Origin of the sequence: Denitrificimonas caeni, assembly GCF_905120345.1 — a bacterium.
GTDB classification, from domain to species: Bacteria; Pseudomonadota; Gammaproteobacteria; order Pseudomonadales; family Pseudomonadaceae; genus Denitrificimonas; species Denitrificimonas caeni_A.
On sequence record NZ_CAJHOA010000008.1, the window covers coordinates 135,815 to 160,830 of the forward strand.

Below are 25,016 nucleotides of genomic sequence, written 5' to 3' on the forward strand. Positions count from 1 at the left end.
GCCGCTGTGACTGCATATACGGATCAGCGCAGCGGCTATTTTGGTTAGCGTGTGGTGCTGAGTAGCTTGGCCACGCATTCAACGTTAGCTTGTAGATGTTTTGGATTAATCGTGCCGACAATCGCACTAGCTACCGCTGGATGCTCGAAAATCATCGAAAAACTGGCTTGTACTGGATCAACGCCGTCTGCCAAACAAACATGACCACTGGCTAAGGCTTTCTTAATCAAAATGCCTTTATTATGCTGTGCGGCATAATCCAACACCGGTAGCTCATCGCGTTCATTCAGATTGTAAGTAACCATCGCACAATCACCTTGCGTGAGCGCCAAGATGCCGCCTTCTGCTGTTTTGCCAGAAAAACCAAAGCCACCGATTTTTCCTTCTTGCTTGAGTGCTGCCAGCGTCTCGTAAACTTCTTCGTGCTGCAGAATTGCGACATCATCGCCATTGGAATGCACCAGTACCAATTCAATATGCTCAGTGCATAAACGCTTGAGGCTACGCTCGACGGAAAAGCGTGTGTGTACGGCAGAGAAATCAAAGCCCGATTCGCCCTCAACAAACTCCTCGCCGACTTTGCTGACGATGATCCACTCGTCACGCTGACCGAGTAGCAAGTGGCCAAGACGCTGTTCACTGATACCGTAAGCCGGCGCAGTATCCAGTAAGTTAATTCCTAACTCGCGGGCTTGATTGATCAGTGCTAAAGCGTGTTGATCATCGGGGATGGTAAAACCATTGGGGTACTTAACGCCTTGATCACGGCCTAACTTAACCGTACCCAAACCTAAGGGCGACACTTTGAAGCCGGTGCTGCCTAATGGACGATGAAAATCATGCAGGGTCATTAAACGCAGTCTCCCAAGCAGGTTGTGCAATCGCAGGGCGCGGTAAGTCAGGATAGCTTTGTGCTGAGCTGGGCTGAACATCATCGCGCTCTAATAGCTTAAGAACGCGGTCGCTAAAATCGGGTGCTAAGGCTAGCTTGGTTGGCCAGCCGACTAATAATGCACCTTGTTCACTTAAGAAAGCATTCTCGGGGCGTGTCAGTCCCGATTGCACCGGCTCGGCACGGTCGACACGTAACGTTGCCCATTGGGTTGCCTCTTGCGCAACCCAAGGCAAGAGTTGTGCGACTTCGGCTTGCGCCGCTTGGATCTGCTGCTCAGAGGTACGGGCAACGCCCTCAGCTTCGGCCAGATTACCGCCTAAATACCAAACCCATTGGCCATCAGCTGTTGGATGAGTGGTAATGGTGACGCGTGGTTTGCTACCGCCCCCTAAACAGTGCGCATACAAAGGCAGTAAAGCTGGGCCTTTGGCCATAACCATATGCAGTGGTCGCAATTGTTGTGCGGGCTTGCTCAGAGCAAAAGCCTGCAGTAACTCTTCGGTACCGCTACCCGCACAAAACACCACACGCTGCGCATTGATACTGTAGTTATCGGCTTGCACACCGACTAATTGCTGATTCTGATAACGAGGGGTGATTTTTTGTGCGTGCAATAAACTGTCGCCAGCTAATTCAGCTAAGCGCTGCACTAGACTGGGTACGTCGAGAACTAATTCAGCCAGACGATAGACACGACCTTTAAAGTCTTTATGTTGCAGTGCTTCGGGCAGCTGTTTACCTTTGACTTGATCAACGCGGCCACGCATGGCTTTGCTGGCGAAAAAGCTGGTCAGATTGCCGGCGATTGAACCGGGTGACCACAAGTAATGTGCATCGGAGAGCAAACGCACACCGCGCAAGTCCAACTCGCCTTCGCCATTCAGCGCCTTGCGCCAACGTTCAGGCATATCGGCAATCGCTTCTGATGAGCCGCTCAACGCGCCATGCAGTACGTATTTTGCGCCGCCATGGATGATGCCTTGGGATTTAACCGATTGGCCACCACCGAGACTGCTTTGTTCGATTAATAGCGTATTAAAGCCGCGCTGGCGCAATTGTGCATTGAGCCATAAGCCAGCGATGCCGCCGCCAATAATCGCAATATCTGTATTTAAAGTGAGTGACATAAGAGCCTCTCGTAAAAAATAAGTGAGCAGTATAACCGAGCACAGTATTATCGCCGCGCCTTTGCTAAACTTTGCCGTTATGAATAGAACTCTTTATACCTTGTTGTTGTACCTTGCCGTACCGCTGATTGCCGTGCGCTTGTGGCTGCGTTCTCGAAAAGCACCAGCCTATGCTAAACGGATTAGCGAGCGTTTTGCTTGGTCTTTGCCTAAGTTTAAGCAAGGTGGTATTTGGCTGCATGCGGTTTCGGTGGGTGAAAGCATTGCCGCTGCGCCAGTGGTTAAAGCATTACAACAGCAGTACCCAGACTTGCCCATCACTATCACCTGCATGACGCCAACGGGATCTGAGCGTATCCAAAGTATGTTTGGCGATAGCGTACAGCATTGTTATTTACCTTACGATTTACCCTTGGCTTCTAAGCGGTTTTTTCAGCGTCTACAGCCATGTTTAGGCATTGTTATGGAAACTGAGCTGTGGCCAAATCATATTCAGCAGTGTGCACGCTTAAATATTCCAGTAGTGCTGGCCAATGGGCGTTTATCTGAGCGCTCAGCACGAGGCTATGCACGCTTTCCTAAATTAGTCGGGCCTATGCTTAAGCAGATCAGCGCTTTAGCAGTACAAAGCGAAATAGAAGCGCAACGTTTTATTGCTTTAGGTGCGCGGCCGCAGACGGTGACGGTGACCGGCTCGATTAAATATGATTTGCGCGTTGCTGATGATTTGCCTCAGCAAGCGCAAGCTTTACGTGAGCAGTGGCAAGCCAGTCAACGTCCAGTGTGGATTGCTGCCAGTACTCACGAAGGCGAGGATGCATTGATTTTGGCGGCGCATCAACAGCTGTTAGCGCAGTTTCCTGAGGCCTTATTAATTTTAGTGCCGCGTCATCCCGAACGTTTTCAGTCGGTGCATGCCTTATGCGTGCAGCAGGGCATGCAGGTACAGCGCCGTTCCACGCAAGCGCTAGTCAGTGCTGAGCATCAAGTGTTATTAGGCGATAGCATGGGTGAGCTGATGTTTTTATATGCCTTGGCTGATGTGGCCTTTGTCGGTGGCAGCCTAGTTGAACATGGCGGACACAATATGCTTGAACCGGTCGTTTTAGCTAAACCGACTTTAACCGGACCGCATTATTTCAACTTTTTAGAGATCGCTGAGCAGCTGCTGGCTGCTGGCGGTTTGCAACAAGTGGCTGATAGTGAGCAACTCACGCAGGCGGTTACCCAACTGTGGAACAATGTTGAGCAGGCGCAATTGATGCGTGCTGCGGGCCAGCAGGTACTCGAACGCAATCAAGGTGCTTTGCAGCGTTTACTGGGAATTATTCAAAGTCAGTTGATAGGCGATAAATAGGCTGATATTGGCGTGCTGAGCCACAATAATTCCATTCTTGCTGTTGTGCTACGAATTGTGGCTAGACCTGAGCCGTACTCAGTATTAATCTGTGATCAATATATATTTATAAGATGTCTTTGTGTGCGCATCAAAAAGCTGCACGAGGATTTAGAAATTGACTGCCCTTAACCGTGTGGCAGCCTTCAGGAGAAGACAATGAGTAGCAGTGATCGCGTTATTATTTTTGATACCACTTTGCGTGATGGTGAACAAAGCCCTGGCGCTTCGATGACCAAAGAAGAAAAGCTGCGCATTGCTAAAGCTCTTGAACGCATGCGTGTTGATGTGATTGAAGCGGGCTTTGCAATTGCGAGTCCCGGCGATTTTGACGCGGTAAAAGCCATCGCTGATACCATTCAAGACAGCACCATCTGTAGTTTGTCGCGCGCTTTGGACGGTGACATTGAACGTGCAGCTGAAGCACTAGCCGGCGCTAACTCGGGTCGTATTCATACTTTTATCGCCACCAGCCCGATCCATATGCAGCACAAACTGCGTATGCAACCTGATCAAGTGCTTGAACAAGCCGTGCGCGCGATTAAGAAAGCTCGTAATTTGTGCTCTGATGTTGAGTTTTCTTGTGAAGATGCTGGTCGTTCGGAAATTGATTTCTTATGCCGCGTGGTCGAGGCCGCGATTGATGCTGGTGCGCGTACGATTAATATTCCTGACACCGTGGGTTATGCGATTCCGCATGAGTATGCTGAGTTAATCCGACAGTTGATGAATCGCGTCCCTAACGCCGATAAAGCAGTTTTCTCCGTGCATTGCCACAATGACTTAGGTTTAGCCGTAGCGAACTCCTTAGCCGCTGTAGTGGCGGGTGCCCGTCAAGTTGAGTGCACCATTAACGGTCTCGGCGAGCGTGCTGGTAATGCTGCGCTTGAAGAGGTGGTGATGGCGATTAAAACCCGTCACGACTTGTTAGGTGTGCATACCAATATTGATACGCCACATATTCTCAGCGTTTCGCGCATGGTTTCTGGTATTACTGGTTTCCCCGTGCAGCCGAATAAAGCCATTGTTGGCGCTAACGCTTTTGCGCATGAATCGGGTATTCACCAAGATGGCGTGCTCAAGCATCGTGAAACCTATGAAATTATGGCAGCACAAGATGTCGGCTGGCATGCCAATAAAATGGTGATGGGTAAGCACTCCGGCCGCAGCGCTTTTCGTAGTCGTTTGTTAGAGCTGGGCATTGAATTGGCCAGCGAAACTGAACTGAACGCTGCGTTTGCACGCTTTAAAGATTTAGCCGATAAAAAGCACGAAATCTTTGATGAAGACTTGCAAGCGTTGGTTTCGGAAACATTGGCTGAAGACGCCCCTGAGTTTTACAAGTTGGTTAGCTTGGAAGTGGCCAGTAAAACCGGTGAAGTGCCACATGCACATTTAGTCTTGAACATGGATGGTGTTGAAGTAGCCAGCGATGATCAAGGTTCAGGCCCAGTGGATGCAACCTTTAAAGCGATTGAGAAAGTCGCGCAATCGGGTGCGACTTTACAACTGTATTCGGTCAATGCGATTACCCAAGGCACTGACTCGCAAGGCGAAGTGACGGTACGTTTAGAGCGTGGCGGACGCATTGTTAATGGTAATGGTGCTGATACCGATATTGTGATTGCCTCGGCCAAAGCCTATCTCAATGCACTGAATCTAATGCATATCGGTGCGGATAAAGCACACCCACAGGTCGATGGTGTGTGACTAGCGAACCCGTCTTAATGCATCAGCAAGAGGTACGCCGTCAAGCCATGCTGCAGGCGATGCAGCTGGATGTGTGGCTGCCTCGTCAGCAATTGCTCAACGCGGCGCAATCGCGTGACTATTTGCTGGAGTGGCAGGCTGTGGATGAGGTGACTGTTGCCTCAGGTGCGCCTGTCGTGCAACCAGCCGCTGATAGCCGTGCGTCAGCACCTGCGGCTGCGTCTGTCGCTCGTTCGCCGCGCAGTGAAGTGCGATTATCAGTGCGCGATAGGCTGGCCTTGGCGCCCGCTTCATCCAACACTAAGGCAGCAACAAGCGCTACAGTTGCAGATACGCCGCTAGAAGCCGAGATCGTCACACCGCCGTCTGCTGCTGTACAGGTAGAGCCGATTCCTCGTTTTGCGTTACAACTGTTGCGTGCCGGTAATTGTTTAGTGTTGGTCGACTTACCTACGGGTGAGCCTTTTCAAAGTCGCGATCCTGATTATCAGTTACTCAAAGATATGTTGCGTGCGGCTGGGTTAACCGATAAACCGAGCTTAATGCGTCAGGGTGCACCGATTGCTTGGCCGATGTTGCATTCAGGGAGTTTAATGCATGAGCAAAATGCAGCAGCAGCGCGTGCGTGCGTGCGTGATTTACTAACAGTTGAACTGCAAGCTGAGCCGGCTTTGTGTATTTGGCTCGTGGGCCAGCAAGCGCTACGTTTTGCTAATCTTGATGATGAAACGCCATTGTACAGCGTGCAACCTTTTGCTGAGGATGCCCAGCTATGGAACTTGCCAAGCTTAGAACGTGTATTAGAACAACCTTTACTGAAACGTGATATTTGGCGCAGCATGTGCGTGGTACGTTCACTTTGGCAGGTACCGCATGAGTAATACCGTTGAATTTCGCCGTATGCAGGCGGATGATTTAGATCGTGTGCTGGCTTTAGAGCAGCAGGCTTTTTCTCACCCATGGACGCGTAAACTGTATGACGATGCGTTGACCAGCTACGAGTGCTGGATGATGACCGTTGATAACCAACATGTTGGTCATGGCGTAATCAGCCAAGTGCTTGATGAAGCGCATCTGCTGAATATCGCCATTGCCGTTGAACAGCAGGGGCAGGGTTTGGGTTTGCAGTTACTTGAGCATTTGATGCAGCGCTCTAGCGAGCGTGGTTGTGTTGAATGTTTTTTAGAGCTGCGCGAGTCGAACCAATCTGCCTATCGCCTTTATGAGCGTTTTGGCTTTAACGAAATCGGCCGTCGTCGTGACTACTACCCCGCACCCGGTGGTCATGAGGACGCCCTAGTAATGGTCTGCACTTTATTTGCTGATGAATGAGCATGATAAAAAGTGTGACTGCGAATGTTTGGGTTTTGTCCCACCTTGGATGATTAACACGTAACAAGAGATATCAGAGGAACTTATGCCTGAATTACAACAGCTATTTGATAATAATGTCCGTTGGTCTGAGTCGATCAAAAAAGAGGACCCTGCCTTTTTTGAAAAGCTGGCTAAACAGCAAGCACCAGAATACTTGTGGATTGGCTGTTCAGATGCGCGCGTTCCGGCCAATGAAATTGTTGGCATGCTACCGGGTGATTTATTTGTCCACCGTAATGTCGGTAATGTGGTTTTACATACTGACCTGAACTGCTTATCAGTGATTCAATACGCAGTTGATGTTTTGAAAGTAAAACACATTTTAGTCACCGGTCACTATGGTTGTGGTGGTGTGCGTGCGGCGATGCAGGATAAACAAGTCGGTTTAACCGATGCTTGGTTGCGCGGTATTCGTGATCTGCATTATGAACACCACGAAGAGCTGGCAAAACTGCCGACTGAAGAAGAACGTGTCGATCGTTTATGTGAGCTGAATGCGATTGAGCAAGTGGCCAATGTCAGTCATACCGCCATTGTGCAAAATGCTTGGCACCGAGGCCAAAAGCTATCTATCTACGGCTGTGTCTACGGTATTAAAGATGGACTATGGAAAAACCTTGATGTGACTATCAGAGGTATTGATCAAGTACCCGCGCAATACCGTTTGCGTAAGCGTGATTAACTGAGCACTTTAACAACGCCATCGTATGACTTAGGATGGCGTTGTTACCCTCTATTTAAGCAGGTTTGCTCGCTGCCATTTGATAGGCTGTCTCTAGAGCAATATGTAAGCTGCCAGTATCGATTTCACCTGTTCCAGCCAGATCCAGCGCTGTGCCGTGATCCACCGAGGTGCGAATAATCGGCATGCCTAGAGTGATATTGACTGCTGAGCCAAAGCCGCGGTGCTTAAGCACTGGTAAACCTTGGTCATGGTACATTGCCAACACGGCATCACATTGCTTAAGGTTTTTGGGCGTAAACAAAGTGTCAGCAGGTAATGGGCCGACTAGATCCATACCTTCAGCGCGTAAGCGCTCCAGCGTTGGTTGAATAATATCCAACTCTTCGCGACCTAAATGGCCATCTTCACCCGCATGTGGATTGAGCCCACACACTAGAATTCTTGGTTTTTTGATCGCAAATTTCTGTTGTAAGTCAGCATGTAAAATACGTGTGATGGTTTCTACGCGCTCGCTGGTAATCGCGTCGGCGACATCCCGCAGGGGTAAGTGCGTAGTGACTAAGGCCACGCGTAAACCGTGGGTCGCCAGCATCATCACTACTTGTGGTGACTTGGTCAGCTCTTGTAAAAACTCAGTGTGACCCGAGAACGGTACGCCCGCATCGTTAATGATGCCTTTGTGTACCGGTGCGGTGATCATTGCACTGAATACGCCATCTAAACAGCCTTGGCCGGCACGGGTCAGTGTTTCCAAAACGTGCTGCGCGTTAGCTTGATTCAATTGGCCGGTGACAACAGGCTCGTAGAGTGGTGTATCCCACACATAGAGGCTGTCTGCTGGGGCTGGCTTATCAGGCCACTCATCAGGCTGCACATCGAGTAATTGCACTTGCAAACCCAGCTGCGCTGCGCGCTCGCTAAGCAGTTGGCGATTGGTAATGGCGATCACTGGGTAAGGCTGCACTTCATGTGCGAGCATCAAGCATAAGTCAGGACCAATACCCGCCGGTTCTCCTGGTGTTAAAGCAAAGCGCAAAGTCATAAGTCTTTAATCTCCACATAAGCTTCGTCACGAATTTGGCGTAACCAGGTTTGCAGCTCTTCATCGTACTTACGGTTGCGCAACAGGTTCATTGCTTGTTGCTCACGCATTTGCTCGCTGCTATCGGTGCTGCGACGATCCAGTACTTGCAGTACGTGCCAACCAAACTGACTGGCAAAAGGTTTTGATAGCTCACCAATGGAGATGCGCGCCATTTCTTCGCGGAACTCGGGCACTAATGAATTAGGGTCAACCCACTTTAGATCACCACCATTCAGTGCAGAGCCTGGATCTTCAGAGAATTTTTTAGCCAGCGCAGCAAAGTCTTCACCGTTACGTAGTCGCTCATACAGACGTGCAGCCAATTGTTGCGTGGCTTCTGGGCTACGAATCTCACTTGGCTTGAGCAAAATATGGCGGACATGCACTTCATCACGGTACACCACATCACCACCGCGCTTATCCAGTAGCTTGAGCATAATAATGCCGCCAGCCGTACGTGATGGCTCGGTGACTTGGCCTACAGCCATGGTCGCGAGCATGCGGTCAAAAGGTGGCGGTAATTGCGCAGCTTTACGCCAGCCCATTTCACCACCTTCTAAAGCGTTTTCACTGGCTGAATACGTGATGGCTAATTTAGCAAAATCACCGCCTTGTTTTAATTGCTCAACCACGGTAGCCACGGTTTTTTGCGCTTTATCTAATTCATCACGCGTTGCGCCATCAGGCACAGGAATCAGAATATTAGCCAGTTGAAACTCTTCTGCTAACTGTATTTTGCCTAAGTCTGAATCTAAGAAATTTTGTACTTCTTGATCGCTGACTTGAATACGTTCAGCCACACGGTATTGGCGTACTCGGCTGATCAGCATTTCTTGACGGATTTGCTCTTGCGCATCTTGCAAGGTTAAACCATCGTTGACTAAGGCTTGTTCAAACTCGCGCTGAGTTAAACCATTACGTTCAGCAATGGTTGCCATAGATGTGCTGAGCTCTTCATCGCTCACACGAATACCTGAACGCTCAGCAATTTGTAACTGAATCGCGTCAATGATCAGGCGTTCCATGACTTGCTGGCGCAGCACATCCTCTGTTGGCAGCTCTACACCACGTTTACTGATGGTTTGCTGCACATCTTTAAGACGTGTTTGGTATTGGCTATACATGACAACATCGCTATCAACGATAGCTGCCACACGGTCGAGCTTTTGCTCGGCTGCGTATGCATGACTGGCGAGCAAGCTGCTGGCCAGTAATAACGCAGATAGGGGTTTAATAAGCATTTTTTTCACGTTCACGGTAGCCTTGGATGCCTTCATCTAGGAATGTCTCTACTTTGTTACCGGTTACACCACCTAAACCTTTTAAGATGATCTGGAGGAATACTCCGTGATCACCTCGGCGGTTGTCTTGTGGCGACATGGAGCGCTCGTCATAGTCAACCCAGTAGCGGTTGATTAAGCGTAATTTCCAGCAGCAGCTGTCGTACTCAAAGCCACCAAAGGCTTCCAGTGTGCTGTTGCGGTTGTAGTCATACTGCCAGCGCGCAATAGCGTTCCATTGCGGTAGCACTGGCCACATAATTGAAGCATCTGTTTGCTCAATTTTGTAAAAGTCTTTATAAACACGACCGCTTGCATCAGTGTAATCACTGCTGCCTGACTCCCAGCGACCGGTGGTGAAGTTGTAGTGATTACCATCATTGCGGTAGCGATAACCGAAGTTAACAATTTTGTTTAAGTTCTCCTCAGGTTGATAATGCAACATGGTGCTACCGGAGCGAGTGCGGTGTGTATCAGGATCCCACATCAGATCGGCATTCACGCGCCAGTCACGATTGAACTGGTACATGTATTCCATGGCGTAGGGTGAGCGGGTGCTGGTGTTCTCTGCGAAATCTTTGTAGTTCTTACCCGACAATAACACCTTACGGTCAGCAAAGTAGTAGGCTTGACCGACACTTAAGCGCTGCCGCTCAAAACCGTTACTCTCTAGCCAGCGGTTGGTTAAACCTAAGGATAGCTGATTGCTATCACCGATGCGATCATGACCACTAAAGCGGTTATCACGGAACAGGCTGGCATAACTGAATTGCGTCTCACTGGTATCAAAGAGAGGCAGATCAGACTGCTCTTCATTGGGTACATACAAATAGAACAAACGTGGTTCTAAGGTTTGACGGTACGATTTACCAAACCACTGACTGTTACGGTCAAAGTACAGGCCACTGTCAACGCTGTACATCGCAACGCTACGATCTGGACTGCTATTGTACTTTTTAGGATTGGCTAAAGTGGATTTACCTTGGCTGTCTAAAGTCAGGTCATAGCGTGTGTACGCATATTTAACTGCAGGCTTAATAAAGCCCCAATCCCAGTTCATAGGCAGACTGAGCGCCGGTTCAATATGCAGGCGATCGCCATTGGCACGATCTAAACCTTGTAGCAAGGTATCGTTCCATGGCGTAACGATGCCGTCTTTATCGCTGAACAATCCTTTTCTAAGTGAGCGATCAAAACGCGTCCACTCAGTATTATAGGACATCTGCAAACCCGCGGGCTGATAGGGCAGTACACCCGCTAAACTGAATTGTGGTAAGCGATCATAGGGCGTGATATCAGTGATGTTAGCCATTTCATAGGCATGCATACCAAACTTGGCAGAATAGTTATTACCACGCCACGTCAAGCCGGCTTTTTGATCCAGAGTTTCATTGGATCCAGCAATGATATTGCTACGTAAATCTTGGAAGTAGTAAGGGTCACTGATATCAGTGTAGTCAACTTCGCCGAGTAAGCGCGAGTTAAAGCCTTGCTCATGTTGCAACGTATACATCCAGCGATCTTTCTTATATTCAGACTGCTGTTTGCGTTCGTCCTCACTGTCGCTCAGCCAAGCACCACCGAATCGGCTTTCACTGCTTTTACCCAGATGACGGAGCTCACCTTCAGTCAGTAAACCGCGTTTACTCATATAATTTGGGTATAGCGTTGCGTCAAAATTCGGTGCTAAGTTGAAGTAATAGGGTGTGGTTAAGTCTACGCCTTTACGGTTACTGTAGCTGATGCTGGGCGGTAAAAAACCGGACTGCCGACGATCATCAATCGGGAAATAAATATAAGGCGTATAAAAAACGGGTACGTCTTTTATGCGTAAGGTGACATTGGTTGCACTACCGAAACCAGTTTCTGGATTAAGAGTGACGTTATTACCTTTTAATTTCCATGTATTGCTTCCCGGCTCGCAGCGAGTATAAGTACCGTCTTTAAGGCGGATAACGCCATCTTCGTGGCGTTTAATATACTGTGCATTACCGTGAGTTTTGCCGGTATGCATAACATATTCGGCATTTTCAATTTTTGCTTCACCGTTATCCAGTTGCAGCTCAGCTCGATCACCGACAATAAGGGTATTGCGATCACGTAAGCGCACATTGCCTTTGAGTTCGCCCAGATTGTCTTGTTGGTACAAGTTTGCTTCATCGGCTTCAACTTGCAGACTGGCTTGTCGTATTATCACATCACCGGCTAGGGTTGCGGTTTCAGTGATTTGCTCATAGCGTGTTGCGCCGGCATTGATATACAAAGGCGCATCTTTGAACGCTGTTGTATCGTCCATGCCTGGGCGCATGGGTTCAATATAGTTGCCGCTGCAATAGGGTCCAACTTCGGCCAGTTGTTCTGTACTCAGTTGGTCGCGTGGTACCCAGTCCAAATAACTGAATTCTTCACTGCGATACACTTGAGTACTTATAGGGCTCACGCGTTTTGCTGCGGGTTTAGTTTCGCTACTGGCTTGTTTGGCAGTACTTGTCAGTCCTATGCGTTCTGGACGTGGAGGTAGTGCTGCTTGATTGCTTTGTGATGTGCAGACCCAGCTACCACTCGCACCCACGTTACAATCATATTGCTGTGCTGCGATGATACTGCTACTGAACAAAGGCTGTAGAATACAGAATGTCCCAGTTGCAAGTATGGGAAATTTTTTACGAAAAATATAATTAACTGCCATAGTGTGTCCGTGCTTCCCGCATGCGCTTGGTGATTAAATACCTAGCATGCCTCTCGAAGGGCTGGAAAAGATCAGCGATAATAAAGCATGCCCTACAGAACGGCTAGCACCGTTGGAGAATTACCATGCCGAATCAACATATAAATGTAGACGATAGCCGTTTACAAGCGTTAACGCACTGGTTTGCTAAACAATTACCGTGTATTGCTCAGCAAGCAGGCTTAACAGAGACTACCGTAAATAGTCTACAAGCAGCCAGTAGTGATGCAAGCTTTCGACGTTATTTTCGTTGGCACTCAGAGACTGTTGATTTGGTTTTGATGGACGCGCCACCGCCGCAGGAGGATTGTCATCCTTTTGTGAAGATGGCGAGCCTGTTAGCGCAAGGTGGTTTGCATGTCCCTAAAGTCTGGGCGCAAGATCTTGAACAAGGCTTCTTGGTCCTCTCTGATCTGGGTCAACAGACGTGGCTTGAAGTGCTTAATCAGGATAATGCTAATGAGCTTTTTTCTTTAGCCATTGATGCTTTAATCACCCTGCAAAAAATTTCTGTGCAGGATGTGCAGTTGCCTGCTTACGATGAGGTCATTTTGCGTCGAGAGTTGCAACTGTTCCCTGATTGGTATGTACAGCATGAGCTGGGAATTACCTTTACGGCGCAGCAAGAGTATTTATGGCAACAGGCCTGCGATATCTTGGTTGAAAATGCGCTTAAGCAAGCTCAGGTATTGGTGCATCGTGACTATATGCCGCGTAATTTGATGCTTAGCATGCCCAACCCAGGCGTGTTGGATTTCCAGGATGCTGTGCAGGGGCCAGTGAGTTATGACATTACTAGCTTATTTAAAGATGCCTTTATCAGTTGGCCAGAAGAACGGGTGCAAAGTTGGTTGCAGCAGTATTGGCAAAAAGCGCAAGCACATCATATTGCTGTACCCGAGACGTTCGATGCGTTTCAGTATGATTGTGATTTAATGGGTGCACAGCGGCACCTTAAAGTCATTGGCATTTTTTCCAGAATTTGTCACCGTGATGGCAAACCGCGTTACCTTGCTGATGTCCCCCGTTTTTTTAATTACTTACAACAGGTGATTGAGCGCCAATCTGCGCTTGCTCCTTTAGCTCAATTGTTAGCCAGTTTTCCTGTAGCGAGATAAATACTATGCGAGCCATGATTTTAGCTGCCGGTAAAGGTGAGCGCATGCGTCCTTTGACGTTGCATACACCTAAGCCACTGATTCAGGTGGCAGGTGTGCCATTGATTGAGTACCACTTGCGTGCTTTAGCGCGGGCTGGATTTCGCGAGGTGGTGATTAACCACGCGTGGTTAGGTGAAAAAATTGAGGCCCATTTGGGGGATGGCGAGCGTTTTGGCGTGCATATTCAATACTCTCCTGAGACACAGCCGCTGGAAACAGGCGGGGGTATCTTGCAAGCGTTAAAATATTTAGGTGATAAGCCTTTTGTGGTGGTCAATGGTGATATTTGGACCGATTATGATTTCTCTGCTTTGCAGCAGCCGCTCGAAGGCTTGGCGCATTTAGTGTTGATGGATAACCCAGAGCACCATCCTGAAGGTGATTTTTCTTTGCAGCAGAATCGCGTGCTAGCACCAGATGCCGCAGCCACTCTAACCTACAGTGGTATTGCGGTATTACATCCGCAGTTGTTTGCTGATTGTTTTGGCGGTGCGTTTAAATTAGCGCCGGTGTTGCGCCAAGCGATTGCGCAAGGACAGGTCAGTGGTGAGCATTTTGCCGGGCACTGGATTGATGTTGGCACGCAAGAGCGTCTAACCGCCGCTGAAGCGTTGCTGGCAAGCCTATGATTTGGCCGGCGACGATTGCTTGTGGCCTAACGGGGTTGGCCATCGCGCATATACCCGGCGGGTTATTAGGGTTGTTGATCGGCAGTATTATTGATCGTAATTTAGCTATAAAAAGCTGGGCTGAGTTGCGGGTGCGTCTGTCATTGCGAAACAAAACCACACTTGATGCGCAGTCGGTTTTTTTTATGCTATTAGGGCATATGGCAAAAAGCACCGGTCGCGTCAGTCCCGAGCATATTCAAGCAGCGCGATTTGAAATGCAGCGTTTGCAACTCAAAGATGCTGCTCAAAAAGCGGCTATAGTTGCTTTTTCACAAGGTAAAGATTGTCGCCTCGAGGATTTGCGTAGCAGCTTACAAGTTCACTATTCTGCTGCTGAGCGCTCTGAGCGTCTGTTGTTGGCCGGTTGGCGTATGGCATTTGCACAAGGGCAAGCAACAGCTAAGCAAAAACGCATTTTGCAGCAGTGTGCTGATTGGCTTAATTGCTCAACAGAAACCTTTGCGCGTATCGAAGCACAGTCACGACGCGGCAATAGGGGCGTGAAATCAGCCGTCAATGAGTTGAATGCAGCTTTGCAGTTATTAGGGGTGAGTCGTACGGCGTCATTAGCGCAAATTAAAAAAGCTTATCGACGGCAGGTCAGTGTGTCTCATCCCGATAAGCTGATCGGTGCAGGTGCGCCGCCAGCGCAAGTGCATGCCGCTACAGAAAAAACCCGTGCGTTGCATAATGCTTACGCAGTGATTCGCAAACACCTGCAAGGTTAAAAGCGTTTTAGCCCGCTGTTATATGTCCTGTGCATATCACACTGAATATTACTGAACAGGATTGGCTTTGTTAAGCCAGCCTTTAACACGACGAAACAAACGCTCTTGCTCAATCGCCTGAACGCCTGATGCAGTGGTTAAACCAATTTGTTGGTACGTTTTACGATTGGCACGGCGACTGGCTGCTAAACGCTGTTGTGCTGCTTGCTGCTCGATAACATTGATCTTGTAATAAAAGTCTGCAAGAGGCTGGGTATTGGCCGCAATCAATGTTTCGTAGGGTCGATCTATTAAATAGGTGCTGCGCGCTGCAATCATCGCCAGTCGAGTGGGCAGCGTTGCGGCATGCTGGTTTTGATAATCAAGAATCCAGTGTGCACCTTCGTGATGACCGAGAAGAATAATTTCTGTGGCGCCGATTGTTTGCCCATAGGCCACGGCGGCATCAAGAAGATTGCTAATACGCTGTGGATACTCTGGAATGACTATAGGTTCGAGTGGGGCAGGCTCGGATTTGGCGTTGTCCGTCTCGACCGCTACTTCATCAGTTGGCTCTGGTGCTAATTCTTCTTCAGGCTCAGGCTCTGGTTCTATAGGTTCGTCGTCATCAATAGACTCAGTTTCTTCAGGCTCTGGTAGTGGTGTTGGCGGTAGTACTGGGATTTGTTCGGCGACCGGGTCAGCAATAATTTTGTTAGACGTTAGCGTGTTGGGTGGTGGTTCGGGCAGATTAAGACTTAAGGTATGCCAGCCAGCATCTGGGAGTTTTCTGCGCAGTGGGCCAATCACCTCTGGCCAGTCAAAGCTCTCCTCGGCACCTGCTAGTAAAATAACTATGCCACGCGGTTGTGCAACATTGGCCGCTAAGAATAGCGCAGAGAAGTGTTCGACGGGCGTTGTCAGATCAATCAGTTGCTTGGCTTCTGGGCCGAGTTGCACCGCTTGAGCAGCGAGCACGTTACGGCCGAGTGCAGGCTCTCGAGCAGTGTTTTTTACCTCAAGAGCTGGCGATTCTATTGCTGTCGCTGGCTCAGTATTCGCGAGGCCGCTTGCAGAATACAGCCCGCCAATACAGACCAACAAAGCACTATAAAACGCTGACATGTCTGTCCCTCAGTTGCAGTATGTGGCAGATGTCGTGCAAAAGTGCTTATGGAGTGTAGTTCTCGCTGCTTAATTCAAGCAAGTAACTGCGAAAAATTTGCGCCAGTACTTGGTTGGCAACGAGGAGCTCACTGCTTTGCATTTGTGCGGCGACTCGATCGGCACTGTCGAGTGCCTCATCTGAACCATTGATCGCTGACATTTTCAGCACAATATAGGCTTGAATACTGTTGGCTGGCACGCCTTCGCCACGGTAGAACATTGTACCTAAGCGTAATTGAGCGAGGGCATGGCCTTGAACTGAGGCCTGCTCAAACCATTTCAGTGCTTGTTGGTAGTCGCGCGGTGCCTGTTGGCCTTGATACCAATACTCACCGAGCACAAATTGCGCATCAACGTAACCCAGTTGAGCAAAGGTTAAGCATTCTTCAAGGGCTTGTTTCGGCTCAGCAGCGATGCGCTCTAAGGTGCATTGTTGGGTCATTGGAATAATAAGCGAGTTATCGTCTGCGTTGGCAATAATCGAGGACATGCAAAAGCCGATGAACAGCATAAAACGGCTAAAACTAATCATTACAGTTATCGAGCTCCGTACACGAAAAATAACTATTGAGTCCTGCTGGTGCATCGCAGTGCACATTATGCGACATATACTTGTGCAAAGACCACCGTTTAGCATGGATCTATCTTGTTTAATGTCAATGCCTTGGGTATGCCTAGATTGTAGCCCCGTTATTGGCGTGCAGCACAGAGTGCGAGAACAGGTTAGACTTGACCGCTTTGATAGCCTCTAGAGAACACCGTTATGGCTCTGCAAGCCACGCCTTATAAAGTTGAGTTGAACCTAACCGATATGGACCGCAATGTGTATGACACTATGCGCTTTAGTATGGCACGTCATCCTTCAGAAACAGCCGAGCGCTTACTGGCGCGATTGTTAGCGCGGACTCTTTGGCATGCTGAGCATATTGAGTTTGGCCGTGGATTGTCTAATGTTGACGAGCCGGCAGTGTGGGAGAAAAGTTTGGATGGCCGTATTCTGCACTGGGTTGAAGTGGGCCAGCCGACGGCTGAGCGTATGACTTGGTGTTCACGTCGCGGTGAGCGTTTAAGTGTTTTAGCCTATGGCAGTTTGCGTACCTGGGTCAGTAAAGAGTTAGACCAAGTCCGTAGTTTGAAAAACTTAAATGTCTTAGCGATTAGTCAAGAGTCTTTGACCCATTTAGCGACAGACCTACCACGCACGATTAATTGGAGCGTGATGATCAGTGATGGTGATGTGTTTATTACTGATGAGCGTGGCCAGCATACGATTGAGTTGGAATGGCTGCACGGCGAGCGCGGCTAAGCGACCGTACTCAGAAGACTGCCTGAATTATTTTAGCTCAGGATAAAAAAGAGTAAGTACATTGTGATGCGTATAGAACAACGACCGCTACCTGCTGTTTTGCCTGATTTAGGTGATATCCCGCCTCTGTTAACCCGTATCTATGCGGCGCGTGGTGTACTGAGTGCTGATGAGTTAGAAAAGGGTTTAGCGCGTTTATTGCCGACCCATTTGCTCAAAGGTATGGATCAGGCTGTACAACTGCTGGCGCAAGCGCTAAAGCAACGCCAGCGCATTCTTATTGTTGGCGACTTTGATGCCGATGGTGCTACGGCCAGTTGCGTTGGTATGCTGGGTTTGCGCATGCTCGGTGCTGCGCATGTCGATTACTTAGTGCCCAATCGGTTTGATTATGGCTACGGACTCACTCCGGAAATTGTTGCGGTAGCTCTGCAGCGTCAACCTGATGTGTTGGTGACGGTGGATAACGGCATCTCCAGTATTGAAGGTGTCGCGGCTGCGAAAGCCGCAGGTTTAACTGTGATCGTCACTGATCACCACCTACCGGGTGCTGAGTTGCCGATTGCTGATGCCATTGTTAACCCCAATCAGCCCGGTTGCGAGTTCCCTAGTAAAGCATTGGCCGGTGTGGGTGTGATGTTTTATGTGTTGCTGGGCTTGCGTGCGTATTTGCGTAGCATCGGTTGGTTTGAGCAACAGACCATTAAAGAGCCTAACTTAGCTGAGCTGTTAGATTTGGTCGCCTTGGGTAGCGTGGCTGATGTGGTGCCGTTGGATGCTAATAACCGTATTTTAGTGCACCAAGGTTTAGCACGGATTCGTGCTGGACGGGCGCGCCCCGGTTTGCGCGCCATATTAGACGTCGCGCGCCGCGATCACCGCCGCCTCGTATCGACTGACTTAGGCTTTATTGTTGGTCCGCGTTTGAATGCGGCAGGGCGCTTAGATGATATTAGTTTAGGGATTGAGTGCCTGTTGTGTGAGGACTTTGATGGTGCCATGCAGCGTGCGCAACAGCTGGATCAACTCAATCAAGATCGCAAACAGATTGAGCAAGGGATGCAGCGTGAAGCGCTAGTCCAGCTTAAAGACTTACCCTTGGACAACTTGCCCTTTGGCTTGTGTCTATTTGAGCCTGAATGGCACCAAGGGGTTATTGGTATTTTAGCCTCACGGATGAAAGAGCGCTATCACCGCCCAGTGATTGCCTTTGCTGACGCCGGTGAGGGGCAGTTAAAAGGCTCAGCGCGCTCGGTGGCTGGCTTGCATATTCGTGATGCGCTGGATGCCATCGCTGCCCGCTTTCCTGAGTTAATCAGTAAGTTCGGTGGACATGCTATGGCCGCAGGCTTGACCTTGCAGCAAGTGCATTATGAAGCCTTTGCTAAAGCGTTTGATGCGGAAGTGCGCCGTCAGCTGACGGCCGATGATTTAACCGGGCGAATTTACTCAGATGGCAGTTTGGCTGCAGATGAATTTGATATGCAGCTGGCACAGCAGCTACGCCATGCTGGACCTTGGGGGCAGCGTTTTCCTGAGCCGCTGTTTCATGGTGATTTTAAAATACTTAGTCAAAGACTGGTGGGCGAAAAGCATTTAAAACTTGTCTTGCAAAGCGGCAAAAACGCACCGCCAGTGGACGCCATTGCTTTTAATATTGATCTGGATATTTGGCCTAATCCCAATATTCAAGATGCACAAGTTGCTTATACCCTAGATATTAATGAGTTCCGTGGGAATGAAAGTTTGCAGCTGATGGTTTCCAGTATCAGTCCGCGTTAAACAAAAGCACATGCTGAGCCGCTGAGCCGCGCACAGCATGTCTTTATTCGGGTATAATCGGCGTTTTTATAGTGTTCAATCAAGCGAGAATTGTCTGTTATGGAAGTCAATCCAATCCATCAAGCCATCAATGACTTAGCAGAGCGTACGCAAGTCATTCGGGGGTATCTTTGACTACGCTACCAAGCACGAGCGTCTAACTGAAGTCGAGCGTGAGCTAGAAGACCCAGCGATTTGGAATAATCCAGAATACGCGCAAAATTTAGGTCGTGAGCGTTCATTACTGGCGCAAGTGGTAGAAACCTTAGATAACCTTGAAAGCGGTGTTGCTGACTCGAAAGAACTGCTAGAAATGGCCGTTGAAGAAGATGACGAGGACGCTGTAGAAGAAGTCCGTGCAGAGGTTACTCGACTCGGTGAGCAACTGGGCAAGCTCGAGTTCCGTCGGATGTTCAGCGGCGAAATGGATGCCAATAATGCCTATTTAGATATTCAAGCAGGTTCTGGCGGTACTGAAGCACAGGATTGGGCTAATATTTTGCTGCGCATGTATTTGCGCTGGGCTGACCATAACGGCTTTGAAGCCACCATTATGGAGTTGTCCTCAGGTGATGTGGCAGGGATTAAAGGAGCGACCTTACATATTAAAGGTGAATACGCTTTTGGCTGGTTACGTACCGAGACTGGCGTACACCGACTCGTGCGAAAAAGCCCGTTTGATTCAGGCAATCGTCGTCACACGTCCTTTACTGCCGTATTTGTCTCGCCAGAGATTGATGACAATATTGAAATTGATATCAACCCAGCCGACTTGCGCACTGATACTTATCGCTCTTCAGGTGCCGGTGGTCAGCACGTCAATACCACTGACTCTGCCGTACGTATTACTCACGTTCCGACCAATACTGTGGTTTGTTGCCAGAACGAGCGCTCCCAGCATGCTAACCGCGATACTGCAATGAAAATGCTCCGCGCCAGACTCTACGAGTTGGAGTTGTCAAAACGCAGTGCTGCCTCACAAGAACTGGAAGACAGTAAGTCGGATATTGGCTGGGGTCACCAGATTCGTTCGTATGTGCTTGATCAATCGCGTATTAAAGACTTGCGCACCAACGTTGAAGAAAGTAACTGCGACGCCGTGTTGGATGGCGACATCAATCAGTTTTTAGAGGCGAGTCTGAAACAAGGACTTTGATCAGCGGTGGCAATGCCAATGCTGCAATCAGCACCATATAGAGTGCCTACAGTCGCTAGCAGCGACCTGAATAAAATAGTGGATACCGATCATGAGCGAACAAGCGCAAACCCCGCATGAGTTGCAAGAAGAAGAAAATAAATTAATCGCCTTGCGTAAAGAAAAGCTAGCGAGCGAGCGTGCTAAGGGCAATGCTTTTCCGAATGATTTTCGTCGCGATCATTATTGCGCCGATATTCAGAAAAAGTATGCCGATGACGACAAAGAGCAGCTAAATAGCGCGGCGATACCGGTGAAAATTGCTGGACGTATTATGCTCAATCGCGGTGCTTTTATGGTCGTACAAGATATGACCGGACGCTTGCAGGCGTATGTTGATCGTAAGAGTTTGTCGGAAGAAAAACTGGCTGAAATTAAGACGTGGGATCTGGGTGACATTATTGCCATCGAAGGTACTTTGTCGCGTTCAGGTAAAGGTGATTTGTATGTGCATATGCAACAGGTGCAGCTACTGACTAAATCACTGCGTCCTTTACCCGATAAACACCACGGTTTAACTGATACTGAACAGCGTTATCGTCAGCGTTATGTTGACTTGATTGTTAATGACGAAGTACGTGACACTTTTAAAGTGCGCTCTAAAGTGATCTCTCATATTCGTAACTTCTTAACTGAACGTGACTTCTTGGAAGTCGAAACACCGATGTTACAAACCATTCCAGGTGGTGCTGCGGCGAAACCGTTTGAAACGCACCACAATGCACTCGATTTACCGATGTATCTGCGTATTGCTCCTGAGTTGTATTTGAAGCGATTGGTGGTCGGTGGTTTTGAGCGCGTGTTTGAAATTAACCGTAACTTCCGCAATGAAGGTGTCTCTACGCGACATAACCCAGAATTCACTATGCTTGAGTTTTACCAGGCGTACGCCGATTACGAAGACAATATGGATCTGACGGAAGAGCTGTTCTGTGAGCTGGCGCAAGCAGTCCTTGGTAGCACCGATGTGCCGTATCAAGGCAAGATTTTCCACTTTGGTGAGCCGTTCCAACGTATTTCGCTGTTTGATTCCATCTTGAAATACAATCCAGAAATAACTGCTGCCGAGCTGGAAAATATCGATACAGCGCGCGCTTTAGCTAAAAAGCATGGTGCTAAAGTGATGGGTTTTGAAGGTATCGGTAAGCTGCAAACCATGATCTTTGAAGAGACGGTTGAGCATCAGCTTGAGCAACCCACTTTTATTACCCGCTATCCATTTGAAGTGTCGCCGTTAGCACGTCGCAACAATGATGATGCAAATGTTACTGACCGTTTTGAATTATTTATTGGTGGTCGCGAGATTGCTAATGCCTATTCTGAGCTGAATGATGCAGAAGATCAGGCAGAGCGTTTCTTGGCGCAAGTCGCTGATAAGGATGCTGGTGATGATGAAGCCATGCACTACGATGCTGACTTCGTTCGCGCACTTGAATACGGCATGCCACCGACTGCTGGTGAGGGTATTGGTATCGACCGTTTAGTCATGCTTTTGACTGACTCAGCCTCGATTCGTGATGTGATTTTATTCCCGCATATGCGTCCAGAGCATTAATTTGTTTGTCTTGGCAGCCTCAGCAATGGATGTTTGTGCTGCTGAGGCGCTAAGTTTGGATTCTTACTATTATTAACGTTATGGAGTCACTATGAGTGAGCGCGACTTTCGGCCACTGATTGCTACCGGTATTGCCAGTATCCTCGGTACTGTTGCGATTTTAAGCTATTACGGCTATTTGCATATGGCTAGACCTGCTGATGCTTTGTTGCTTGCCGAGTACACCATGCTAAAAACCATCCCAGGTGAAGATTACAAAGCTTCATTAAAGCCTGCGGAGCAAATTGCCCAGTGTATGGATGGTATTGTTGTGCTGTTTGATACTCAGCAAAAAGGTTTAACTGGCGTTTTAGTTGATGATAAAAAACGTGCCGTCCGTTGTGAGTTTTCTCCACAATAACGGTATGTGTTAAGCACGTTTCTACAGATGATTGATTGGGCTACGAACATTAAAGATTTCTTGCTAGATGCTGAATAACTCGGCAAGCTGATGAAAACTTCAATGGAGAGCCAGTATGATCCCAATTGATTCACGTCTACGCGAGCATGTTCATTTATTAGGCGAACTGCTTGGTTCAACCATGCGCGAGCAACGTGGTGAAGAGTTTTTAGAGAAAATTGAACGCATCCGCAAAGGCGCGAAAGCAGCACGCCGAGGCTCTGAAGACGGCCGCCAGCAACTGACTGATACCCTCGATCAGTTATCTGAAGATGAGCTACTGCCTGTAGCACGTGGTTTTAATCAGTTTCTCAATTTAGCCAATATCGCTGATCAATACCATTTGATGCGCCGCCGCGGTAGTGATGAAACGCCTGCTTTTGAAGATCAAATGCTGGCCTCTGTTCTTGAACGACTGCAAGTCGCGGGTCATAATCCACACGATTTATCGCAAGCGGTTGCCAATCTAGACATTGAATTGGTACTCACCGCACACCCTACCGAAGTCTCTCGTCGTACGTTGATCATGAAGTACGATGCCATTGCCCAGCAATTAGCTGCACTTGATCACAGTGATCTAACCACGCTTGAACGTGAAAAAGTGATCGAGAAATTACGCAGTTTGATTGCCGAGGTTTGGCATACCACAGAAATCCGTAGCGAGCAGCCTACGCCTGTGGATGAGGCGCGCTGGGGCTTTGCCGTGATTGAACGTTCATTATGGCAAGCCATTCCCAATGTTTTACGCCATGTCGATAAAACTTTACAAGCAGCGGGTGGCGATAAGTTGCCGATTACCGCAACGCCAATCCGCTTTGCTACTTGGATGGGCGGTGACCGTGATGGTAACCCGAATGTTACGGCGCGCGTCACTAAGACAGTACTGCTGTTAGCGCGCTGGATTGCTGCGGATTTGTTTTTACGTGATATTTCACGGCTGACTGCTGAGCTATCGATGCAGCATGCCAGTCCTGAATTGATGGCCTTGGTCGGTGAGACTGACGAGCCTTATCGCGTATTGTTTAAAAAGTTACGTGCACGTCTGCGCAAAACTCGCGCTGAGTTACAGGCGACCTTATCCACTGGTACGCCGTTATCAGCAGATATTTTCCAGCATACCGACGAATTATTAACACCACTGCTGCTATGCCATCGCTCGTTACATGAGTGCGGTATGGGCTTAATCGCCGATGGTGATTTATTGGATACTATTCGCCGTGCGACCACCTTTGGCTTAACCTTAGGTCGCTTGGATATTCGTCAAGATGCTGATCGCCATACCAGTGCTTTAAATGAAATCACTCAATGGCTAGGTCTTGGCGAGTATGCACAGTGGAATGAAGAGCAGCGGCAAGCCTTCTTGCTCAATGAGTTGCATAATCGTAGGCCCTTATTATCTAACGCATTTGCCGCCAGTGCTGACACGCAAGACGTATTGGATACCTGTAAGGTTATTGCGCAAACCTCAGCGGATTCATTAGGCTCTTATGTCATTTCGATGGCTTCCGCACCTTCTGATGTGTTGGCCGTACAGTTGCTACTCAAAGAAGCCGGTCTCAATCGTGCGATGCGCATTGCGCCCTTATTTGAAACTCAGGATGACTTGCATAACGCTGCCGGAGTGATTGAGCAGTTGTTAAGTTTGACCGACTACCGCAATAGTTTAGAAGGCCCGCAAGAGGTGATGATTGGCTATTCTGACTCGGCTAAAGATGCGGGAACGACTGCGGCTGCTTGGTCGCAATACCGAGCGCAAGAAGAGTTGGTTGCGGTCTGTGCTAAGCAAGGTGTTGAGCTGATTTTATTCCATGGTCGCGGCGGTACTGTGGGCCGTGGTGGTGGACCTGCACATGAAGCTATTTTGTCGCAGCCACCGGGCTCTGTTGCTGGGCGTTTTCGCACCACAGAGCAAGGTGAAGTGATACGTTTTAAATATGGATTGCCGGAAGTTGCTGCACAAAATTTAAATCTGTATTTGGCTTCCGTATTAGAAGCAACTTTATTACCGCCGCCTGCGCCGAAAGATTCATGGCGTGCCGTGATGGAACGTATGGCTGCCGATGGTTTAGCTGCGTATCGTAAAACGGTGCGTGAAGACCCGCAGTTTGTGGCTTATTTCCGCCAAGCCACGCCAGAGCAAGAGTTGGGTCGCTTACCTTTAGGCAGTCGCCCGGCCCGTCGTCGCAGCGGTGGTATTGAAAGTTTACGGGCGATTCCATGGATTTTTGCTTGGACGCAAACCCGGATGATGCTACCGGCATGGCTTGGCTGGGAAACTGCGTTACAAAACGCTATCGCACGGCAAGAGGAGCCCGTGTTGGCTGAGATGCGTGATCAGTGGCCTTTCTTTCGCGCGCGTATTGATATGCTGGAAATGGTGCTATTAAAAGCCGACTCAGGGATTGCCCGTTTATACGATGAGCGTTTAGTAGCCGATGAGTTGCGTGGTTTTGGTGAGCAGCTGTATCAGCATTTAAGTCAAGCCGTAGAGCAGGTGTTGCATCTAACCGGTGAGGCGCACTTGTTGGAGCGTCATCCACAAGTGCGTGCTTCGATTAGTGTGCGAGATACTTATCTTGATCCATTGCACTTGCTACAAGTGGAATTACTCGCGCGCTCACGAGAGCAGGGCGATGCTATTTGCCCTGCGATTGAACAAGCGTTGTTGGTCACTGTGGCAGGTATTGCGGCGGGATTACGTAATACAGGCTAGTCA

Annotated in this window: 21 protein-coding genes; 14 read left to right on the plus strand and 7 right to left on the minus strand. The window is 48.8% G+C overall.

Annotated features, from left to right (window positions below):
• Positions 1 to 44: 44 nt before the first annotated feature.
• The gene (locus JYJ62_RS14275) at positions 45 to 860 is read right to left on the minus strand and encodes an aldo/keto reductase (RefSeq protein WP_205342931.1); all 816 of its coding nucleotides are present in this window, start codon (positions 858 to 860) and stop codon (positions 45 to 47) included.
• Positions 838 to 2,022: an FAD-dependent oxidoreductase gene (locus JYJ62_RS14280; protein ID WP_205342898.1), complete on the minus strand. Its 1,185-nt coding sequence runs from the start codon at positions 2,020 to 2,022 to the stop codon at positions 838 to 840. The genes JYJ62_RS14275 and JYJ62_RS14280 overlap by 23 nt, the downstream gene beginning before the upstream one ends.
• 79 nt (positions 2,023 to 2,101) lie before the next feature.
• Between JYJ62_RS14280 and waaA the strand changes: the two genes are divergently transcribed.
• The 5 genes from waaA (at position 2,102) to can (ending at position 7,184) form a co-directional block, all read left to right on the plus strand.
• Positions 2,102 to 3,379, plus strand: coding sequence for a lipid IV(A) 3-deoxy-D-manno-octulosonic acid transferase (gene waaA, locus JYJ62_RS14285; protein ID WP_205342932.1), 1,278 nt, complete (start codon positions 2,102 to 2,104; stop codon positions 3,377 to 3,379).
• A 198-nt stretch (positions 3,380 to 3,577) separates the two neighbouring features.
• The gene (locus JYJ62_RS14290; RefSeq protein ID WP_205342899.1) at positions 3,578 to 5,128 is read left to right on the plus strand and encodes a 2-isopropylmalate synthase; all 1,551 of its coding nucleotides are present in this window, start codon (positions 3,578 to 3,580) and stop codon (positions 5,126 to 5,128) included.
• Entirely contained in the window at positions 5,125 to 6,009 is an 885-nt protein-coding gene (locus JYJ62_RS14295) for a hypothetical protein (protein WP_205342900.1), read from the plus strand. The genes JYJ62_RS14290 and JYJ62_RS14295 overlap by 4 nt, the downstream gene beginning before the upstream one ends.
• Positions 6,002 to 6,460 (plus strand): ribosomal protein S18-alanine N-acetyltransferase, encoded by a 459-nt coding sequence (gene rimI / locus JYJ62_RS14300; RefSeq protein WP_205342901.1) that lies wholly within the window; start codon positions 6,002 to 6,004, stop codon positions 6,458 to 6,460. The genes JYJ62_RS14295 and rimI overlap by 8 nt, the downstream gene beginning before the upstream one ends.
• A gap of 85 nt (positions 6,461 to 6,545) precedes the next feature.
• Positions 6,546 to 7,184: a carbonate dehydratase gene (gene can, locus JYJ62_RS14305; protein ID WP_205342902.1), complete on the plus strand. Its 639-nt coding sequence runs from the start codon at positions 6,546 to 6,548 to the stop codon at positions 7,182 to 7,184.
• A gap of 55 nt (positions 7,185 to 7,239) precedes the next feature.
• Here can and pdxA read toward each other — a convergent pair whose 3' ends face one another.
• From pdxA to JYJ62_RS14320, 3 genes are read right to left on the minus strand one after another with little or no spacing between them, the layout of a single operon-like run.
• Positions 7,240 to 8,229 (minus strand): 4-hydroxythreonine-4-phosphate dehydrogenase PdxA, encoded by a 990-nt coding sequence (gene pdxA, locus JYJ62_RS14310; protein ID WP_205342903.1) that lies wholly within the window; start codon positions 8,227 to 8,229, stop codon positions 7,240 to 7,242.
• Positions 8,226 to 9,527 (minus strand): peptidylprolyl isomerase, encoded by a 1,302-nt coding sequence (locus JYJ62_RS14315; protein WP_420042852.1) that lies wholly within the window; start codon positions 9,525 to 9,527, stop codon positions 8,226 to 8,228. Before JYJ62_RS14315 ends, pdxA begins: the two co-directional genes overlap by 4 nt.
• Complete coding sequence (locus tag JYJ62_RS14320) at positions 9,502 to 12,240, minus strand: LPS-assembly protein LptD (protein ID WP_205342905.1); 2,739 nt, start codon at positions 12,238 to 12,240, stop codon at positions 9,502 to 9,504. Before JYJ62_RS14320 ends, JYJ62_RS14315 begins: the two co-directional genes overlap by 26 nt.
• A 125-nt stretch (positions 12,241 to 12,365) precedes the next feature.
• Here JYJ62_RS14320 and JYJ62_RS14325 point away from each other — a divergent pair, with 125 nt between their 5' ends.
• Genes JYJ62_RS14325 through JYJ62_RS14335 form a run of 3 tightly spaced genes read left to right on the plus strand, consistent with a single transcriptional unit; the run spans position 12,366 to position 14,838 of the window.
• Positions 12,366 to 13,397, plus strand: a complete 1,032-nt coding sequence (locus tag JYJ62_RS14325; protein WP_205342906.1) for an aminoglycoside phosphotransferase family protein — start codon at positions 12,366 to 12,368, stop codon at positions 13,395 to 13,397.
• A gap of 5 nt (positions 13,398 to 13,402) precedes the next feature.
• Positions 13,403 to 14,068 carry an N-acetylmuramate alpha-1-phosphate uridylyltransferase MurU gene (murU, locus tag JYJ62_RS14330; RefSeq protein ID WP_205342907.1) on the plus strand — a complete coding sequence of 222 codons (666 nt, stop codon included), beginning with the start codon at positions 13,403 to 13,405 and terminating at the stop codon, positions 14,066 to 14,068.
• Entirely contained in the window at positions 14,065 to 14,838 is a 774-nt protein-coding gene (locus tag JYJ62_RS14335; protein WP_205342908.1) for a TerB family tellurite resistance protein, read from the plus strand. Before murU ends, JYJ62_RS14335 begins: the two co-directional genes overlap by 4 nt.
• A gap of 48 nt (positions 14,839 to 14,886) precedes the next feature.
• On the opposite strand, the gene JYJ62_RS14340 is transcribed toward JYJ62_RS14335, so the two are convergent.
• Together JYJ62_RS14340 and JYJ62_RS14345 are read right to left on the minus strand one after the other, a co-directional pair.
• A complete protein-coding gene (locus tag JYJ62_RS14340; protein WP_205342909.1) occupies positions 14,887 to 15,942 on the minus strand; it encodes a DUF3530 family protein in 1,056 nt (351 codons plus the stop codon).
• 46 nt (positions 15,943 to 15,988) lie between these two features.
• Complete coding sequence (locus tag JYJ62_RS14345) at positions 15,989 to 16,474, minus strand: tetratricopeptide repeat protein (RefSeq protein ID WP_232365812.1); 486 nt, start codon at positions 16,472 to 16,474, stop codon at positions 15,989 to 15,991.
• Positions 16,475 to 16,747: 273 nt separating this feature from the next.
• On the opposite strand from JYJ62_RS14345, the gene JYJ62_RS14350 reads away from it, so the two are divergent.
• The 6 genes from JYJ62_RS14350 (at position 16,748) to ppc (ending at position 25,013) form a co-directional block, all read left to right on the plus strand.
• Positions 16,748 to 17,290 (plus strand): YaeQ family protein, encoded by a 543-nt coding sequence (locus JYJ62_RS14350; protein ID WP_205342911.1) that lies wholly within the window; start codon positions 16,748 to 16,750, stop codon positions 17,288 to 17,290.
• Positions 17,291 to 17,356: 66 nt separating this feature from the next.
• Positions 17,357 to 19,072 carry a single-stranded-DNA-specific exonuclease RecJ gene (gene recJ / locus JYJ62_RS14355; protein ID WP_205342933.1) on the plus strand — a complete coding sequence of 572 codons (1,716 nt, stop codon included), beginning with the start codon at positions 17,357 to 17,359 and terminating at the stop codon, positions 19,070 to 19,072.
• 99 nt (positions 19,073 to 19,171) lie between these two features.
• Positions 19,172 to 20,267, plus strand: a protein-coding gene (gene prfB / locus JYJ62_RS14360) for a peptide chain release factor 2 (protein WP_205342912.1) whose coding sequence is annotated in 2 segments (ribosomal slippage) — positions 19,172 to 19,243 and positions 19,245 to 20,267 — 1,095 coding nt in all. Because the reading frame shifts where the segments join, the coding sequence is not laid out codon by codon here.
• Between the two features lie 91 nt (positions 20,268 to 20,358).
• Positions 20,359 to 21,861, plus strand: a complete 1,503-nt coding sequence (gene lysS / locus JYJ62_RS14365) for a lysine--tRNA ligase (protein WP_205342913.1) — start codon at positions 20,359 to 20,361, stop codon at positions 21,859 to 21,861.
• 91 nt (positions 21,862 to 21,952) lie between these two features.
• Positions 21,953 to 22,261 carry a hypothetical protein gene (locus tag JYJ62_RS14370; RefSeq protein ID WP_205342914.1) on the plus strand — a complete coding sequence of 103 codons (309 nt, stop codon included), beginning with the start codon at positions 21,953 to 21,955 and terminating at the stop codon, positions 22,259 to 22,261.
• A 115-nt stretch (positions 22,262 to 22,376) separates the two neighbouring features.
• Complete coding sequence (ppc, locus tag JYJ62_RS14375; protein WP_205342915.1) at positions 22,377 to 25,013, plus strand: phosphoenolpyruvate carboxylase; 2,637 nt, start codon at positions 22,377 to 22,379, stop codon at positions 25,011 to 25,013.
• Positions 25,014 to 25,016 lie beyond the last annotated feature (3 nt).

Coding starts and splice junctions, on each gene's coding strand:
- JYJ62_RS14280 (WP_205342898.1), bottom strand. CDS start 2,022: ATGTCACTCACTTTAAATACAGATATTGCGATTATTGGCGGCGGCATC.
- waaA (WP_205342932.1), top strand. CDS start 2,102: ATGAATAGAACTCTTTATACCTTGTTGTTGTACCTTGCCGTACCGCTG.
- JYJ62_RS14290 (WP_205342899.1), top strand. CDS start 3,578: ATGAGTAGCAGTGATCGCGTTATTATTTTTGATACCACTTTGCGTGAT.
- rimI (WP_205342901.1), top strand. CDS start 6,002: ATGAGTAATACCGTTGAATTTCGCCGTATGCAGGCGGATGATTTAGAT.
- can (WP_205342902.1), top strand. CDS start 6,546: ATGCCTGAATTACAACAGCTATTTGATAATAATGTCCGTTGGTCTGAG.
- pdxA (WP_205342903.1), bottom strand. CDS start 8,229: ATGACTTTGCGCTTTGCTTTAACACCAGGAGAACCGGCGGGTATTGGT.
- JYJ62_RS14320 (WP_205342905.1), bottom strand. CDS start 12,240: ATGGCAGTTAATTATATTTTTCGTAAAAAATTTCCCATACTTGCAACT.
- JYJ62_RS14325 (WP_205342906.1), top strand. CDS start 12,366: ATGCCGAATCAACATATAAATGTAGACGATAGCCGTTTACAAGCGTTA.
- murU (WP_205342907.1), top strand. CDS start 13,403: ATGCGAGCCATGATTTTAGCTGCCGGTAAAGGTGAGCGCATGCGTCCT.
- JYJ62_RS14335 (WP_205342908.1), top strand. CDS start 14,065: ATGATTTGGCCGGCGACGATTGCTTGTGGCCTAACGGGGTTGGCCATC.
- JYJ62_RS14340 (WP_205342909.1), bottom strand. CDS start 15,942: ATGTCAGCGTTTTATAGTGCTTTGTTGGTCTGTATTGGCGGGCTGTAT.
- JYJ62_RS14345 (WP_232365812.1), bottom strand. CDS start 16,474: ATGTCCTCGATTATTGCCAACGCAGACGATAACTCGCTTATTATTCCA.
- JYJ62_RS14350 (WP_205342911.1), top strand. CDS start 16,748: ATGGCTCTGCAAGCCACGCCTTATAAAGTTGAGTTGAACCTAACCGAT.
- recJ (WP_205342933.1), top strand. CDS start 17,357: ATGCGTATAGAACAACGACCGCTACCTGCTGTTTTGCCTGATTTAGGT.
- lysS (WP_205342913.1), top strand. CDS start 20,359: ATGAGCGAACAAGCGCAAACCCCGCATGAGTTGCAAGAAGAAGAAAAT.
- JYJ62_RS14370 (WP_205342914.1), top strand. CDS start 21,953: ATGAGTGAGCGCGACTTTCGGCCACTGATTGCTACCGGTATTGCCAGT.
- ppc (WP_205342915.1), top strand. CDS start 22,377: ATGATCCCAATTGATTCACGTCTACGCGAGCATGTTCATTTATTAGGC.